16 protein-coding genes and 1 pseudogene are annotated in these 16,470 nt (G+C 63.3%); 8 read left to right on the top strand and 9 right to left on the bottom strand.

The window, feature by feature from the left end; translation table 11 throughout:
• Positions 1-2: 2 nt before the first annotated feature.
• The gene (locus KRZ98_RS23205; RefSeq protein WP_006959354.1) at positions 3-755 is read right to left on the bottom strand and encodes an SDR family NAD(P)-dependent oxidoreductase; all 753 of its coding nucleotides are present in this window, start codon (positions 753-755) and stop codon (positions 3-5) included.
• A 126-nt stretch (positions 756-881) separates the two neighbouring features.
• Complete coding sequence (locus KRZ98_RS23200) at positions 882-1,385, bottom strand: nuclear transport factor 2 family protein (protein WP_217675539.1); 504 nt, start codon at positions 1,383-1,385, stop codon at positions 882-884.
• A gap of 186 nt (positions 1,386-1,571) precedes the next feature.
• Here KRZ98_RS23200 and KRZ98_RS24725 point away from each other — a divergent pair.
• Positions 1,572-3,034 (top strand): annotated as a pseudogene (locus KRZ98_RS24725) (carboxylesterase/lipase family protein).
• Positions 3,035-3,047: 13 nt separating this feature from the next.
• On the opposite strand, the gene KRZ98_RS23190 reads toward KRZ98_RS24725, so the two are convergent.
• Genes KRZ98_RS23190 through ligK form a run of 3 tightly spaced genes read right to left on the bottom strand, consistent with a single transcriptional unit; the run spans position 3,048 to position 5,675 of the window.
• Positions 3,048-3,956: an amidohydrolase family protein gene (locus KRZ98_RS23190; RefSeq protein ID WP_217675538.1), complete on the bottom strand. Its 909-nt coding sequence runs from the start codon at positions 3,954-3,956 to the stop codon at positions 3,048-3,050.
• Positions 3,953-5,008 carry a 4-oxalomesaconate tautomerase gene (locus KRZ98_RS23185; protein ID WP_217675537.1) on the bottom strand — a complete coding sequence of 352 codons (1,056 nt, stop codon included), beginning with the start codon at positions 5,006-5,008 and terminating at the stop codon, positions 3,953-3,955. The genes KRZ98_RS23190 and KRZ98_RS23185 overlap by 4 nt, the downstream gene beginning before the upstream one ends.
• Entirely contained in the window at positions 5,001-5,675 is a 675-nt protein-coding gene (ligK, locus tag KRZ98_RS23180) for a 4-carboxy-4-hydroxy-2-oxoadipate aldolase/oxaloacetate decarboxylase (RefSeq protein ID WP_006959341.1), read from the bottom strand. Before ligK ends, KRZ98_RS23185 begins: the two co-directional genes overlap by 8 nt.
• A 105-nt stretch (positions 5,676-5,780) precedes the next feature.
• Between ligK and KRZ98_RS23175 the strand changes: the two genes are divergently transcribed.
• The 6 genes from KRZ98_RS23175 to KRZ98_RS23150 all read left to right on the top strand — a co-directional run bounded on the left by KRZ98_RS23175 (position 5,781) and on the right by KRZ98_RS23150 (position 11,401).
• A complete protein-coding gene (locus KRZ98_RS23175) occupies positions 5,781-6,932 on the top strand; it encodes a LysR family transcriptional regulator (protein WP_217675536.1) in 1,152 nt (383 codons plus the stop codon).
• Between the two features lie 64 nt (positions 6,933-6,996).
• Positions 6,997-7,944, top strand: coding sequence for an NAD(P)-dependent oxidoreductase (locus tag KRZ98_RS23170; RefSeq protein WP_217675535.1), 948 nt, complete (start codon positions 6,997-6,999; stop codon positions 7,942-7,944).
• Positions 7,945-8,033: 89 nt separating this feature from the next.
• Positions 8,034-9,059 carry an amidohydrolase family protein gene (locus KRZ98_RS23165; protein WP_217675534.1) on the top strand — a complete coding sequence of 342 codons (1,026 nt, stop codon included), beginning with the start codon at positions 8,034-8,036 and terminating at the stop codon, positions 9,057-9,059.
• Positions 9,056-9,478 (top strand): protocatechuate 4,5-dioxygenase subunit alpha, encoded by a 423-nt coding sequence (gene ligA / locus KRZ98_RS23160; RefSeq protein ID WP_006959334.1) that lies wholly within the window; start codon positions 9,056-9,058, stop codon positions 9,476-9,478. The genes KRZ98_RS23165 and ligA overlap by 4 nt, the downstream gene beginning before the upstream one ends.
• Positions 9,478-10,374 carry a class III extradiol dioxygenase subunit beta gene (locus KRZ98_RS23155; RefSeq protein WP_217675638.1) on the top strand — a complete coding sequence of 299 codons (897 nt, stop codon included), beginning with the start codon at positions 9,478-9,480 and terminating at the stop codon, positions 10,372-10,374. Before ligA ends, KRZ98_RS23155 begins: the two co-directional genes overlap by 1 nt.
• 88 nt (positions 10,375-10,462) lie before the next feature.
• Positions 10,463-11,401, top strand: a complete 939-nt coding sequence (locus KRZ98_RS23150) for a Gfo/Idh/MocA family oxidoreductase (RefSeq protein ID WP_006959330.1) — start codon at positions 10,463-10,465, stop codon at positions 11,399-11,401.
• A 63-nt stretch (positions 11,402-11,464) separates the two neighbouring features.
• On the opposite strand, the gene KRZ98_RS23145 is transcribed toward KRZ98_RS23150, so the two are convergent.
• The 4 genes from KRZ98_RS23145 to KRZ98_RS23130 are packed head-to-tail and all read right to left on the bottom strand — an operon-like array spanning position 11,465 to position 14,494.
• Entirely contained in the window at positions 11,465-11,692 is a 228-nt protein-coding gene (locus tag KRZ98_RS23145) for a hypothetical protein (RefSeq protein ID WP_006959327.1), read from the bottom strand.
• Between the two features lie 32 nt (positions 11,693-11,724).
• Positions 11,725-12,597 (bottom strand): helix-turn-helix domain-containing protein, encoded by an 873-nt coding sequence (locus KRZ98_RS23140; protein ID WP_217675533.1) that lies wholly within the window; start codon positions 12,595-12,597, stop codon positions 11,725-11,727.
• A gap of 11 nt (positions 12,598-12,608) precedes the next feature.
• Positions 12,609-13,916: an MFS transporter gene (locus tag KRZ98_RS23135; protein WP_217675532.1), complete on the bottom strand. Its 1,308-nt coding sequence runs from the start codon at positions 13,914-13,916 to the stop codon at positions 12,609-12,611.
• Between the two features lie 17 nt (positions 13,917-13,933).
• Positions 13,934-14,494: a DUF3237 domain-containing protein gene (locus tag KRZ98_RS23130; protein WP_217675531.1), complete on the bottom strand. Its 561-nt coding sequence runs from the start codon at positions 14,492-14,494 to the stop codon at positions 13,934-13,936.
• Positions 14,495-14,693: 199 nt separating this feature from the next.
• Between KRZ98_RS23130 and pobA the strand changes: the two genes are divergently transcribed.
• Positions 14,694-15,863: a 4-hydroxybenzoate 3-monooxygenase gene (gene pobA / locus KRZ98_RS23125; RefSeq protein ID WP_217675530.1), complete on the top strand. Its 1,170-nt coding sequence runs from the start codon at positions 14,694-14,696 to the stop codon at positions 15,861-15,863.
• Positions 15,864-16,470: the final 607 nt, after the last annotated feature.

The raw sequence follows: 16,470 nt of genomic DNA, 5'->3' as shown, positions 1-16,470 counted from the left end.
CCTTAATGCGATCCCATATAGCGGCCGCCATTGGTGCTGATCGTCTGGCCAGTGATGTAGCTGGCTTCTTCCGACGCCAGATAGGCGCAGGCGGCGGCGATATCCTCCGGCTTGCCGATGCGCTTCATCGGTAGCGTCTGGGCGAAGGCCTCGGCATCAATCGGCGCGGCGCGCAGCATCGGTGTGTCGATGAAGCCGGGCGGCACCATGTTGAACGTCACGCCGCTGGCGGCAAATTCCAGCGCCAGCGCCTTGGTCATGCCCATCAGCCCACCCTTGGACGATACATAATGGCCCTGCGCGAAGGAACCGGACTGGACCGAGGAGGAGGTGATATTGATCACCCGGCCCCAGCCGGCGGCGAGCATGTCTGGCAGCACTTCCTTGGTCAGAAGGTAAGGGCCGCGCAGGTTGATATGGATGACCTTGTCGAACAGGTCGTCATCAATGTCCATGAACGGCGTGAAGGGGGCGATCCCGGCATTGTTCACCAATATTGCAACCGGACCCAGCCTGGCGCGGGTTTCTTCCGCCGCCGCATGGATTGCAGCCTTGTCGGAACAATCGACGGTCAGCGCAATGGCGGTGCCACCTGCCGCCTCGACCAGTCGGGCGGTTTCCGCAGCGCCTTCGGCATTAATGTCCCAGATCGCTATTTTTGCGGTATCTTCGGCTAGTCGGATGGCGATGGCACGGCCGATACCTGATCCAGCACCCGTCACCACTGCGACCTTGCCATTGAGAGAGCGTGTCATCGCCAAATCCTTCCTGTCGTTCGATCCCTGTGGATCGCATCCGTGTTTGAACAGGTGATCAACTTGGGCCTCCGGACTGTCAAGCAAGGCCGGATTGTGATCGCCTGAGCGAAGCCGTGGCGTAACTTAATGACGGGCGAACAGCGCCGAACGCAGCATGTGATAGGTGACGTCCTGTCCGGGGTCCGGCTTTTCACCATGGTCAGCGGCAGGGAGCAGCATTTTCATGTCGAATGTCACGTCGCGCTGCGCAAACAGCCAACGCCCGCCTTCCCGGCGGTAATTATCAACATAACGGACGCTTTGAATGTCATGCGCCAATCCATCCTTGCCGTCGGGGATGAGGTGCCAGGCAATGGCATAGACTTCGCCGGTCGCCCTGTCGCCGTCGACACTGATCAGATGATTGCAGATGTGGTGGCTGCCAATATGCATATGGGGCAGTGACCGCTCCAGAAAGGCGAAGTATCGATCGACAGGACCACTGGAATAGGGACCATGATTGTCGATCGCATCGTCGGTGTAGAGCGTGCGCAGCAGGCCCATATCCTTGCGATCAATCCCCCGCGCATAAAGTTGCGCCAGTTCCCGGATCTCGTCCTTCGCAACCAGTTGCGCCAATGCGTCCATGCCTGCCTCTCCTGTCATGTAGGACTAGGCTAGTCGCAATCAGGCCGGATCGGCACCCTTCAAGCTTCCCCACAGCCGATATCGGGGCGGCGATCAGGACATCGACAATCGCTGTTGGGTCGGCAGCTTCGCTGCGATAGGGTCTGGCCAGCAAGCGGCGTGAAGCCGCCGGGGGAGGTATGGGCTATGGACGGGTTGGTCGTCGCTACGCAATCAGGCTTGGTTGGGGGAACAGTCAGTGACGGCGCACGGCGCTGGCTGGGCATTCCCTATGCTGATGCCGCCCGGTTCGCTGCGCCGATGCCAGCGGCCTCCTGGATCGACGTGCGGGACGCGACCGTTGTGGGGCCGCAATGCCCGCAAATGTATGGCAACGCCGCCAAGCGCGCCCGGATCGCTGCACCCGACTTTTCCGAACAATGCCTGACACTCAACATCTACGCCCCGGACGATCTGGTCGAGGGCGAACGTCTGCCCGTCTATGTGTGGATTCACGGCGGCGCTTTCGTCGCGGGCAGCGGCAATGGCTATGATGGTTCGGCACTGGCGCGCGACGGGCGGATCATCGTCGTCACCATCAACTATCGTGTCGGGGTGCTGGGTTTCGTCAACTTCGGGGCGGCATTAGGAACGTCCGACATCCCTTCAAACCTTGGCCTGCGCGATCAGATTGCAGCGCTGACCTGGGTGCAGGCGAACATTGCGGCCTTTGGCGGCGATCCTGGTCGGGTGACAATCGGCGGCCAGTCGGCCGGGTCGATGTCGGTGTCGCTGCTGCTCCACGCAACGGCTGCCCGCCCCTGTTCCAGCAGGCTATCATGCAGAGTGGCGCGGTCAGCATGATCCATAGTCTGGGCAAGAGCGCGGGAATCGCGCAGCAATATCGCGCCGTGCTGGGCGATGATGGCCGCAGCCTTGAAGCCCTAAAGGCCGTAGATCTGTACCGCCTGTTCGAGGCACAGGCGGCTGTCGGTGCCGCCAATCCAGGCACGATTCCCGCCTCGCCCTGGCTCGACGATGATCTGGTGCCGGGGACGCTGGCGGATGTCCATCGGGCGCAGGCAGCGCCGGTGCCGTTGCTGGCGGGGGCAACGCGCGATGAGGTGCGATTGTTCGAATTGATGCCCGGCGACATATTGCCGACCAGCTGGCCTGCGCTGGAGACGCTGCTGCACGGGCAGTTGGGAACGGAACGGGCGCAGGCGATATTGGCGACCTATCCGCGTACCACGGCCGGGCGTCGGGCGCTGGCGGGCGACCTGACCTTCGTCATGCCGACCCGTCATTTCGCCGACCGCCATGCCGCGCACAGTCCGACCTGGTTCTATCGGTTCGACTATGCCCATCCGATCGCCGGGGCGACCCATGGGCTGGACCTGACCCTGACCTGGCCGATGCGAGGGCTGCGCGCAGCATTGGCGCGGGGTGGACGGATGACGGGACGCCGCGCGGCACTGGGGCAGCGGATGACGCGGCACATCGCACATTTCGTGCGCCATGGTCGGCCCGAAGCGGCATGGCCAGCCTATGACGCCAGCCAGGGGCAGATGATGATCTTCAATCTGGCCGACCGGGTGGAAACCCGGCCCGAAGCCGCCCGTTGGCAGGCATGGGCCGGGCATGATGTCGGGGTCGGCCTGACCGACTGACCCCGACGGGCGATCAGGCGCTGATCTCTTCGGGCCAGTAGAGCCGCATCGGATTGTCGATCAGCAGCTTGCGTTGCAGATCGGCTGTGGGCGCGATGCGTGGGATCATGTCGACCAGATGGCCGTCATCGGGGATGGCGTCCTGCATATTGGGATGTGGCCAGTCGGTGCCCCACAGCACCCTGTCCTGATAGTCGGCGACCAGCGGCGCGACGGCGTCGGCAAAGCTGTTCCACGGGTCGTCATTCGGGTCCAGCCGGTCGGGGCAGGTCGCCTTGAACCAGATATCGTCCCGGCTGTCGAGAAACGCGCGAAACGCCTTCATCTCCGCGCCGTCCGGCCCCTGGGTCACGTCGGGGCGGCCCATATGGTCGATCACCAGCGGCACGGGGATGGCGTCCATGAAGGGGCGCAATTCGTCGAGAATGTCCGCCTCGAAATAGATGACGACATGCCAGCCGGCGGGCAGGCGCTGCGCCACTTCGAGGAATTTGTCCTTGGGCGCGTCATCGACCAGGCGCTTCAGAAAATTGAAGCGGATGCCGCGTATCCCGCCGTCATGCAGGGCGGCAAGTTCGGCGTCGGAGATGGCTGGATCGACCACGGCGACGCCGCGCGCCCTTTGTATTCCATCTGGGCCGTTCGATTTGGCGATGGCGTCCAGCGTCGCTGCATTGTCGGTGCCGTGGCAGCTGGCCTGGACGATGACATTGCGGGCAAAGCCCAGATGGTCGCGCAGGGCGAACAGCATATCCGGCCCGGCGTCCTGCGGCAGATATTTCGCCTTCGCGCTGAAGGGGAAGTCCGCCATCGGTCCGAACACATGGCAATGCGCGTCGATCGCGCCGGGCGGCGGGGTGTAGAGCGGCTTGGACGGATTGCCATGCCATGAGACAATGCGTCCGGTTTCTTTGGCACTCATGCGAAAATCTCTCCATCCATCAATTTGCGCGCGGTGCGCAGCATGGCGGCGCTGGTGACGGTGCCGCTTTCGTCCAGTTCCATGACGCAGGTGGTTTCGCCGGTCGGATGTTCCACCGACAGCGTCTTGCGGTTGCCACCGGGGATGCTGGCGACTTCGGCGGCTGGCGACCCTTCGATCAAACAGGCGGTGGCGACGCTGACCGCGCCCAGCACGCCGATGGAGGCATGGGCGCGGTGGGGGATGAAGCTGCGGACGGTGACCGCGCCACCATTGCGCGGCGGGGCGACCAGCATCATCTTGGGTACCGATTTTTCGGTGACATCGCCAAGGTTCATCCGTTCGCCAACGGCGAGGCGGATGGCCTCAATCCGGGCCTTGAGCGCGCTGTCATTGTCCAGCGTGTCACGGTCCTCATAGCCGGTGACGCCGACATCGCTTGCCTTCATGACGACGCAGGGCATCCCGTTGTCGATCAGGGTCACGCGGACGTCGTCCACTATATCAAAGGCGTTGCCGGTCGGTAGCAGTGCGCCGCAGGAAGAACCGGCGGTGTCGCGAAATTCCAGCGGTATCGGCGCGGCGCTGCCGGGGACGCCGTCGATTTTGGCGTCGCCGTCATAACGCACGATGCCGCCGGGGGTCTGGACCGTGGCGATGGCGATCTGGCCGGTATTTTCCATGAAGATGGCGACGCGGGTTTCGTCCTGCTGCGCGGCGATCAGGTCGCGCTCGATCGCGAACGGGCCGATCCCGGCAAGGATATTGCCGCAATTCTGGGCGTCGCTGACGATCGCCTGATCCACAAAGACTTGCAGGAAGAGATAGTCGATATCGACGCCGTCGCGCTGCGACTTTTTGATGATCGCGACTTTGCTGGTCAGCGGATCGGCACCGCCCATGCCGTCAATCTGGCGCGGGTCGGGCGACCCCATGACGCGCAGGAGGAAGGCGTCGCGGGCGGCGGTATCGGCGGGCAGGTCGTCGGCCAGGAAATAGCCGCCCTTCGACGTGCCGCCGCGCATCCACATGACGCGGGCGCGGTCAAACATATTTCAGGCCCATCTCTTCGAGGCGCGGGCGCATGTTGTAGATGTCGAGGCCGAGTTCGCCTGCGGCGAGGCGGACGCGCTTGGCTTCTTCGGCGGCTTCGCGGGCCTGTGCCTTTTCCAGCACCGACACGGCGTCGGCGCGGGGGACGATGCAGACGCCGTCATCGTCGGCGATGACGACGTCGCCTGCATTGACCAGCGCGTTGGCGCAGACGATGGGAACGTTGACCGATCCCAGCGTGCCTTTGATCGTACCCTGGGCGTGGACCGCCTTTGACCAGACCGGGAAGTTCATCTGCTTCAAGTCGCGCAGGTCGCGGACGCCTGCGTCGATGATGAGGCCGCGGCAGCCACGGGCCTGGGCGGAGGTGGCGAGGAGGTCGCCGAAATAGCCGTCGGTGCAGGGGCTGGTGGGGGCGAGGACGAGGATGTCGCCTTCCTTGAGCTGTTCGATAGCGACATGGACCATCCAGTTGTCGCCCGGAGGGGCAGAGATGGTGACGGCGCTGCCCGCGATCCGGGCGCCGGGATAGATGGGGCGCATGTGGGGGGCGAGCAGGCCGGTGCGGCCCTGGGCTTCATGGACGGTGGCGACGCCGCATTGGGCAAGTCCGTCAATGACGGACAGGTCCGCCCGTTCGATATTCTGGACGACGATGCCGGACATGGCGCTGCTCCTCTTTACCTAAACCCGACAGTGAGATGGACATATGTAACGAAATGCTCAAATCGGTTCTGGCGCAATGTCATAAAATTTTGCTAATTGTCAAAAATGGAAGCTGATCAGTTCAATATCCGGCACCTCGCCGCGCTGGTCGCCGTGGTCGATCAGGGCAGTGTCAGTCTGGCGGCGCGGGCGGTGAATTTGACCCAGCCGGCGGTGACGCAGGGCATCGCGAAGCTGGAGGCGCAGTTGGGTGCGGCGTTGTTCGAGCGGCGGCCGGGGGGAATGGTGCCGACCGAGGTGGCGCTGCGATTCAAGCCGCGTGTCGAGGTCGTGTTGCGCCTGATCGGCAGCAGCCGGGTGACGGCAGCGCAAATCCGGGCCTTCGTCGCTCTGGCGCGCGCGGGCAGCTATGCCGCGGCGGCGGCGCTGGTCGGGGTGGCGGAGCCGTCGCTGCACCGTGCGGTGGGCGATCTGGGGCTGGCGCTGGGGGTAAGGCTGGCCGAGCGGCGGGGCAGGGGGCTGATGCTGACGCGCGCGGGCGTGGCGCTGGCGCGGCGGTTGCGGCTTGCGCTGGCCGAGTTGCGGCAGGGGCTGGAGGAGATTGCCGCGCTGCGGGGACAGGAGAGCGGGCGGATATTGGTCGGCGCGATGCCGCTGAGCCGCGCGCGGCTGTTGCCGCTGGCGATCACCCGCTTTCGCCGGGATTTTCCGCAGGTCGATATATCGGTGGTGGAAGGATCGCACGCCGAACTGGTGGGACCGCTGCGCGATGGCGAGATCGACATGATGGTTGGTGCCTTGCGCGATGCGACGATCGGGCAGGATCTGGTGCAGCAGCCCCTGTTCGAGGACCGGCCGACCATATTTGCGCGGGCGGGCCATCCATTGGAGCAGGGCTGGGATGGTGATGATCTGCGGCGTTTCCCATGGATATTGCCGCCCGAAGGAACGCCGTTGCGGCAATTGTGGCGGGCGATGTTCGCGGCGCTGGGGGGAGATCTGCCCGCAGTGCCGATCGAGTGTGGATCGGTGATGACGGTGCGGCAATTGCTGGTGAGTGGTGAGTATCTGACGCTGTTGTCGGTCGACCAGTTGCGGGTCGAGCTGGACAGCGGGATGCTGGCGGATATTGGGCCGGCACCGGGCGAGATCAGCCGTACCATCGGCCTGACCAGCCGGACCGACTGGCGGCCGACGCGGGTGCAGCAGCAATTCATGGCTGCCATCAGCCAGGCCGTCACGGACATGAATTCGTAAATTCTAATATCATGCCCCTGGATATGATTGGCGACGCCACGCGCGTTATTGCATCATTTTCATCATGGAGCAGGAAGTCGGTCTGATCGGGTTTGGTGAAGCAGGGTCCACCTTTGCACAGGCAGGGGATTGGGCCGCCGCCGCCCATGTCTATGATGCCAAGACGGAATGCGCGACCACGCGCGAATCGATGCTGGCGGCCTATGCGCAGGCGGGAGTGCTGCCTGCGCTCTTCATGGAAGATGCGCTCGACGGTGTGGACCTGATCCTGTCGCTGGTGACGGCGGACCAGGCGCTTGCGGTGGCGGAAGGCGCGGCGGACCTGATCGCGCCGGGCGCGATCTACTGCGACATGAACAGCGTTGCGTCGCAGACCAAGCAGGCGGCCGCACGGGCGATCGAGGCGGCGGGCGCGCATTATGTCGATGTCGCTGTCATGGCCCCGGTCGATCCGGCGCGGCTGAACGTGCCGTTGCTGCTGAGTGGCGAGAAGGCGCAGATTGCAGAGGCGCGGCTAAGGGCGCTGGGTTTTGCCAAAACCCGCATCGTTGGCGCGGACGTGGGGCGGGCGTCGTCGATCAAGATGATCCGTTCGGTCATGGTCAAGGGCATAGAGGCGCTAACCGCCGAATGTGTGCTGGCGGCCGATGCGGCAAATGTGCTGGACGAGGTGCTGGCGTCGCTCGATGCGAGCGAGAAGGCCAAGCCCTGGGACGTGCGGGCGGACTATAATCTGGACCGGATGCTGGTGCATGGCCTGCGTCGCGCCGCCGAGATGGAGGAAGTGGTCAAGACGCTGGAGGGGCTGGGCACGGGTGCGATCATGACGCGCGGCACGGTGGAACGGCAGCGGGCAATTGGCGCGCTGGGCGTGATGGCGGTGCCGGAAGGGCTGGGAGCGAAGATTGGCGTGGTTTCTTCCCACGTCATTCCCGCAGAGGCGGGAATCCACCTCGCTACCTCGCGACAGGAGGAACTGTTGGGAGACGGGTTCCCGCCTTCGCAGGAATGACGGGGTTTTGTTGGGCAGGCGCGGTGCGTCGATGCCTGAGACCCCGGCCTGCGCCGGGGTGACGGAACAGGGTTTAGGAAAGAGACGCAATGAGCCTGATTATTGATTGCCATGGCCATTATACGGTGTTGCCCAAGGGGCATGATGCCTGGCGCGAGGAGCAGAAGGCGGCGTTCAAGGCCGGGACGCCGTGCCCGCCCTATCCCAATATTAGCGACGCAGAGATTCGCGAGACGATCGAGGCGAACCAGTTGCGGCTGATCAAGGAGCGTGGCGCGGACCTGACGATCTTTTCGCCTCGCGCATCGGCGATGGCACCGCATGTCGGCGATGAAGCGATGGCTAAGGAATGGGCGATCCGCTGCAACGACCTGATCGCGCGGGTGGTGGCGATGTTCCCCGAAACCTTTGTCGGCGTATGCATGTTGCCGCAGTCGCCCAAGGCGGACATGCGCAATAGCATCGCCGAGTTGGAGCGCTGTGTCACTGAACTGGGTTTCATCGGCTGCAACCTCAATCCCGATCCGGGCGGCGGGCATTTCACCCACCCGCCGCTGACCGACCGCTATTGGTATCCCTTCTACGAGAAAATGGTCGAGCTGGACGTCCCGGCGATGATCCATGTTTCGGGCAGCTGCAACCCGGCGATGCACGCGACCGGCGGCTATTATATCGCGGCGGACACGATCGCTTTCATGCAGTTGCTGGAAGGCGACCTGTTCAAGGATTTCCCGACGCTGCGTTTCATCATCCCGCATGGCGGCGGCGCGGTGCCCTATCATTGGGGGCGTTATCGCGGCTTGGCCGACATGCTCAAAAAGCCCGATCTGTCGACGCATCTGATGAACAACATCTATTTCGACACCTGCGTCTATCATCAGCCGGGCGTCGATCTGCTGGCCGATGTGATCGACAACAAGAATATCCTGTTCGGGTCGGAAATGGTCGGCGCGGTGCGCGGGATCGACCCCACCACCGGGCAATATTTCGATGACACCAAGCGCTATGTCGATGCGCTGGACATCAGCGCGGCCGAGCGCGCCGCCATTTTCGAGGGCAATGCCCGCCGCGTCTTTCCCCGGCTGGACGCGCAATTAAAGGAGAGGGGACTATGATGACAGAAGATCCCAAGCATCAGGATATTCACGAATATCTGGCTGAGTTCGAGGATATTCCCGGCACCCGCGTCTATACGGCGGCACGCGCGCGCAAGGGCTATCATATGAACCAGTTTGCGATGAGCCTGATGAAGGACGAAAATCGCACCCGGTTCAAGGCCGACGAGCGCGCCTATATGGACGAATGGCCGTTGACCGAGGACCAGAAGCTGGCGTTGCTGGCGCGCGACTATAATCGGTGCCTGGACCTGGGCGGCAATGTCTATTTCCTGTCCAAGCTGTTTTCGACCGACGGGATTCCGTTCGCCGAGGCGGTCAGCACCATGACCGGCATGAGCTTTCCCGAATATCGGGAAATGATGATGAATGGTGGCCGTTCACCCGAAGGCCAGCGGTCGATCAGGGAGAAAAGATGATGGCGAGGATTACTGCTGGCGTGGCGTCGAGCCATGTGCCGCTGCTGGGCGTGGCGTCGGACTTCAACAAGGATCGTGACGAATATTTCGGGCCGATCTTTGCAGGGTATGACTGGACGCGCGAATGGGAGAAGGCGGAAAAGCCCGATGTCATCATTCTGGTCTATAATGACCATGCGTCCGCCTTTGACATGAAGATCATCCCGACCTTCGCGATCGGTTGCGGCGAGCGCTACAAATCGGCGGACGAAGGCTGGGGGCCGCGCGCGGTGCCGGACGTGGAGGGGCATCCCGACCTGGCCTGGCATATTGCGCAGAGCCTGGTGCTAGACGAGTTCGACATGACCATCATCAACGAGATGGACGTCGACCATGGGCTGACCGTGCCGCTCAGCATGATGTTCGGCAAGCCCGACGCCTGGCCGTGCAAGGTCGTGCCGCTGGCCGTCAATGTCGTCACCTATCCCCCGCCGTCGGGCAATCGCTGCTGGGCGCTGGGCGAAGCGATCAAGAAGGCGGTCGAAAGCTTCCCCGAAGATCTGAACGTCCAGATCTGGGGCACCGGCGGCATGAGCCACCAGTTGCAGGGACCGCGCGCGGGGCTGATCAACAAGGAATGGGACAATATGTTCCTGGATGGGCTGGTCGGTGAGAGCGACCATCTGCGCCGGATTCCGCATATCGAATATCTGCGCGAGACGGGCAGCGAAGGCATTGAAATGGTGATGTGGCTGGTGATGCGCGGGGCGCTGGGGAAAAAGACCCGCGCGCTGCACCGCCATTATCATGTGACCTGCTCCAACACCGCGATCGGCCATATGGTGCTGCGCCCGGATAATGGCGAAGGGCTGGATATGACCGGGAGCGATACGGTGACGGCGATCGCAGCGGAGTAACATTCATCGAGGCGTGCCTTGGCGCGTGCCTCAACCCACCCCAACCCCTCCCTTAAATGGGAGGGGCTTTTATAATACGGAGTTTCTCATGCGTATTGCCCTGGCTGGTGCAGGCGCCTTTGGCGAAAAGCATCTCGACGGCCTGAAGAATATCGATGGCGTGAGCGTGACGTCGCTGGTTGGCCGACGGCTGGATGCGACGCAGGCGATTGCCGACAAATATGGCATTGGTCATGCGACCACCGAGTTGGCGGACACGCTGGCGCGCGATGATGTTGATGCGGTGATCCTGTGCACCCCGACGCAGATGCACGCGGCGCAGGCGATTGCCTGCATGGAGGCGGGCAAGCATGTTCAGGTGGAGATTCCGCTGGCCGATAGCTGGGCGGACGCGCAGGCGGTGCTGGCCAAGCAACAGGAAACCGGCCTGACCTGCATGGTCGGGCATACGCGGCGGTTCAACCCCAGCCATCAATATGTCCATAATCTGATCACGGCAGGTGATCTGAACATCCAGCAGATGGATGTGCAGACCTATTTCTTCCGCCGCAAGAATATCAATGCCAAGGGCGAAGCGCGGTCGTGGACCGACCATCTGCTGTGGCACCATGCGGCGCATACGGTCGATCTGTTCGCCTATCAGGCGGGCAGGATCGTGTCGGCGCACGCGATGCAGGGGCCGATCCACCCCGACCTGGGCATTGCGATGGACATGTCGATCCAGTTGAAGAGCGAGAGCGGGGCGATCTGCACCCTGTCGCTGTCATTCAACAATGACGGGCCGCTGGGCACCTTCTTCCGCTATATTGGCGACACCGGCACCTATATCGCGCGCTACGACGATCTGGTGAACGGCAAGGAAGAGCCGATCGACGTGTCCAAGGTAGCAGTGTCGATGAACGGCATCGAATTGCAGGACCGCGAATTCATCAGCGCGATCCGCGAAGGCCGCGAACCCAATTCGAGCGTCGCAAAGGTGTTCGATTGCTATCGTGTGCTGGGCGAGCTGGAGCAGCAGCTGGCGTAAAAGGAATCCCTGCGGGGTCGCAAGGAAGGCGCGGCGGGCAACCGACCGCGCCTTTTTTGTGCGTCAGACGGTTACGAACGGGTGCGCCAGCCGCAAATCGTCCAGCAGGGTTTCGAGCCGGGCCACATCGGCAAAGGCACCGGTCGGCGTCACCGACCAGTTGCAATGGGGGTGCGTGGCGCGGCTGTAGAGGCGGATCGGGCCGATCAGTTTGCGCCAATGATGTTTGCTCTTGCCATGGTCGCGCAGCAGTTTCGCCACGAGCAGGTCGGTGAGCTTGTCCACGGTCATGGCGTTACGCATAGGGCCGGGGACGCGCGGGTTCAACCGTCTCTGGCGGCGCGCCAGCTGCGCGGCGGCTGGCCGATATGGCGGGCGAAGAAGCGGGAAAAATAGGCCGGATCCTCGAAGCCTGTGGCATAGGCGATCTGCGCCACCGACATTTGCGAATAAAGCAGCAGGCGGCGTGCCTCCAGCAAAGCGCGATCATCGAGCATCTGGGCGGGAGAGGTGCCCGCGACACGGGCGCAGGCCTGACGCAAGGCGGTGAGGCTGACGCCCAATGCGCGGGCATGGTCCGACACCGGCTCGCGCTGGCGGAAGCGCTGCTCGATCCGTTCGCGCAGCCGGGCGACGAGTGCGGCCTGGCGCGGCGTGCCGGGCTGCGCCTGTTGCGCGAGGGCCGCGTGGCGTAGCGCCAGCACCATGAGGTGCAGCAGGGCGGATTCCACTGCGGCGCGCTGGCCGGGGCCGGACCAGCCCAGCTCCTGCGCCATGCGTGTGATCTCGGCTTCGGCGGCATCGCCCTCCGCCTGTGGCAGCATGATGGCATGGGGGTGGGCAAAGAGCGGGGCGAGATCGGCGTCGCGGGCAATGAGGTGGCGCAGATAGGCCGCGGCGATGGTGGTGACATGGCCGCTGGACTCGCGGTGCCAAGTGAAGCCATGGACGATTCCGGCGGGAACCAGCAGCAGGCACGGTGCCTCGAACCGGAATTCGCTGGCTTCGGCCTGCATTGCGCCGCCGCCCTGCGCGATCAGGATGATATGGTTGAGGTCGCGATGGACATGGCGGTTGATCGTCCATTCGCTGGGACGGGAGCGGTCGTCCAGGCTTTCGACATGGACGAACCCCTCCGCCACACTGCGCTGCGGTTCGCCATAAAGGTAGAAGCTGGGGACCGGGGCGACCGACATGGGCGGCGGCGTCAGGCGGGGCGGGGGCGCAGCAGGATCAGTAGTGCCGCGCCGACCAGCGATCCGAGCGCCATGGCAAAGGCAACCCATGGCAAGCCGACGTTAAGGCTGAATAGGAAGCCCGCCACTATCGGTCCCAGCGCCGCGCCGCCCCGGCCGAAGCCGATGACGATGCCGGTCCCCCCCGCGCGTACGGCAGTGGGAAAGGATTGGGCCATCAGCGCATATAGGCCGACGACCGCGCCATTTGTGCAGAAACCGGCGGCGGCCGCAATCAGGCTGAGGCCCGCCAGCGTCGTCTGTTCCTGACCGAACAAGGTGACCAGACAGGTGGAGGCGATCATGGCGATGATGACGAGCGGCCGGATCGCGATCCGCCAGCTGAGCGCGCTCAGCAACAGCGCACCAAGCAGGCCGCCGACATTGGCCCATACCAGCACGCCGCCTGCGGCCGACGGGGCATAGCCCATATCCACGACAATCTTGGGCACCCACTTCAGGATGAAATAGAAGGTCATGATATGGCAGAAATAGCCAAGCGTCAGCAGGATGGTGGTGCGCGCAAGGCCCGGCGCAAACAGCGCGGCAAAGGAGGGTTTGAGCGAGGCGGTGTCGACGGGCGGCAGGGCGTCGAGCGCGGCATGGCCCAGGCGGCGGAGTGCATGATTGACCCGCGCCAGGGCGTTGTCGGGCCGCTTTTGCAGCAGGAAGCCGATCGATTCAGGGAGCAGGAACCAGATGAAGGGCAGGAACAGGGCAGTGGCGATTCCCCCGAACAGGAAGATGTCGCGCCAGTCGCCCGCGACCAGCAGATGGGAGGCGACCGATCCGCCAAGAATCGCGCCCGCCGGATAGCCCGCCGCCATGATCGCGACGGCCAGGCTGCGCGCGCGGGCATTGGCGAGTTCCGCGACCATCGCATTGGTGCAGGCGAGCATCCCGCCAATGCCAAGCCCCGTGGCCAGACGGATGACCGAGAGGGAGATGACGTCCCAAGCCTGCGTCGCCGCGCCCATGCCGAGTGCCATGACGATGAGGCAGAAGAGGATGGTAGGGCGGCGACCGATCCGGTCGGCGACATTGCCGAGCAGGATGGAGCCTATGGCCATGCCGATCAATTCCATAGACAGGACGAGACCGAGGGCGGCGCGCTCCACGCCCCATTCCTTGGCAATACCAGGCGAAGCGAAGCTGATCGCCAGCACATCGAACCCGTCCAGCGCATTGAGCAGGACGCAAAGGATGATCGCGATGATCTGAAGCCGCCCCATAGGTGCTTCATCCAGTTGCCGCCGGACGTCCGTTGCGTATTCCGCCATCCTCAATCCTTTTATTTTTAACCAACCGCGAAAATATCGAGCCGCACATGATCCCTATAGCGTGCAGCGGTGCAAAGAAAGACGGTGCGGCCAAGCCAGGCATGCGGACCATCGCTCGCCACCTCAAAACGCGGCGTGGTGCGGAAATAATAGAGGGCTGGATCGACCGCGTCCCCGGCTGCGATCCGGGCCAGCACCGGGGCGGGGCCATGGCGATAGCCCGGATTGACGATCGACAATATGGTGCCGTCGCTGGCCTCTATCGAATAGCGGGCGAGAATGTCGGCCGTGCCGTCCGGGCGGATGGATTGCCAGTCCGCGCCGCCGGGCAGGATCTTGCCGGTCAGGCGCGGGCCGTCCACGCTGCCGCCAGTAATGGGAATGATCCGCTTGCGCACACCATCGACGGTGCCCAGTTCCTGCGGCGCGCCGATCAGGACGCGCAACCGCATGGCAAGGGTGAGGGGCGGAGTCGCCAGCGCGTCGGAAGGCGCGGCCATGGCGGGCGTGGCAGCCCCGGCGAGGGCTAGGCCGGGCATCGCCTTGAGCAGGCTGCGACGGGGCAGGGTGTCGGTCATGTCTCTCCTCTCTGTCGGATCGTCCATTATTGGTTCAACCTGCATTTCATGTGATAATCCGCCGTTTCGGTCAAGTTGGCGCTGTATTAACGGAGCGTGGCTGCTGAATCATCCAATTATATGGTTGCTCCGCCCCTGTGATGGCGACCGGCAAATGGGCATGATCGGCGCAAATCTGGTTCGGCAGGAGAGGCATATCATGAAAACCCAGGTCGCCATTATCGGAGCAGGGCCAGCCGGGCTATTGCTGGGCCATTTGTTGCGGGCCGAGGGGATCGACACCATCATCGTCGAACGGGCCGCGCCCGATTATGTACTGGGGCGCATCAGGGCGGGGGTGCTGGAGCGGACGACGACTGATCTGATGGACCGGGTTGGACTGGGCGCGCGCATGCACGCGGAGGGCTTGCCGCATGACGGCTTTCACCTGGCCGATGGCGAGCGACTGATCCGCATCGATGTCGCAGGGCTGACCGGCAAGCAGGTGATGGTCTATGGCCAGACCGAAATCACCCGCGACCTGATGGAGGCGGCGCCCGAACGCGGGCTGGAGATCATCTATGACGCGGGCGACGTCGCGCTGCATGATGTTGATAGCGATGCGCCCTATCTGACCTACAGCAAGGATGGTGCGAGCCACCGGATCGATGCGCAATTTCTGTGCGGATGCGATGGTTTCCATGGCCCCTCGCGCAAAGCGATCCCGGCGTCGGCGGCAACCGCCTATGAGAAAGTCTATCCTTTTGGCTGGCTGGGCATTTTGGCCGACGTGGCGCCCTGCAATCATGAGCTGATCTACGCCAATCACGAGCGCGGCTTTGCGCTGGCGTCGATGCGATCGGAAACGCGCAGCCGCTATTATGTGCAGGTGGCGCTGGACGAGAGGGTCGAGGACTGGTCCGACGACCGGCTGTGGGACGAACTGGCGATCCGGCTGGGACCGGAGGCGGCAGCGCAGATGGTGCGCGGCCCGGCGCTGGAAAAGTCGATCGCGCCGCTGCGTTCCTATGTGTTCGAGCCGATGCGGCACGGGCGGCTGATGCTGGCAGGCGACAGCGCGCATATCGTGCCGCCGACAGGCGCGAAGGGGCTGAACCTGGCCGCGTCGGACGTGCATTATCTGTCGCAGGCGCTGATCGGCTATTTTGGGCGCGGGGATGCGGACGGGGTGGCAGGCTATTCTGCCAAGGCGCTGGCGCGTGTGTGGAAGGCGGAACGCTTTTCCTGGCAACTGACCCGGTTGATGCACCGTTTCCCCGACAGCGATGCGTTTGACCGGCGGATGCAGGTGGCGGATCTGGACTATATTGTCTCGTCAGTGGCGGCGCAGACGACGATCGCCGAAAATTATGTGGGTTTGCCGCTGTAGGGGCGGCGATAGCGTTGATTCGGCGTGGCGATTCGCTGTTTCTGTCACGATCGGGCGACGAGAATGGCGCGGGATGGCTGAAAAGCTGCCCGCGCCATTGTCCGTTTCAGCCCGTGCAAACCGCGATATTTGAGGGGTTTTGGCGTCATTTTCGTGAACATTCTCAACAAAAAATCGCATCCTGGGCAATTTCCCTGTTGACCGAATCTGCGTGTCTACCTAGAGGGCTGTTCACCGGACGGGGCGCTGCCAGCGGGTAGCGCGTTTTACGGTCGCCAACATGATGGGATGAGCAGTCCTCCGAAACGCAAGGATCGGGGTGGGCTGGTTGTCCGCTTCTTGAGTTGGTGGTTCTTTGACATTGTTGAATGATGAAGGGACATCTGGGCGGCGGCTCCGGTCTGCGACGGCTTTCAGGCGTCGTGTGATCGGTTAAATTTAGGCCGTTCCTATATGTCTCAATATATATCCACTAGTTTATATATTGTGCAGGAATGGCTCCTGGAAATGAGCGGTTTCTGTTGGGCTTATTCCGCCTGGCAGGGACTGGACATCAAACTTGAGAGTTTGATCCTGGCTCAGAACGAACGCTGGCGGCATGCCTAAT

The sequence above is a fragment of the Sphingobium sp. AS12 genome (genome assembly GCF_019097845.1).
Classification (GTDB): domain Bacteria; phylum Pseudomonadota; class Alphaproteobacteria; order Sphingomonadales; family Sphingomonadaceae; genus Sphingobium.
This window is presented reverse-complemented; position numbering and strand designations above follow the sequence as displayed.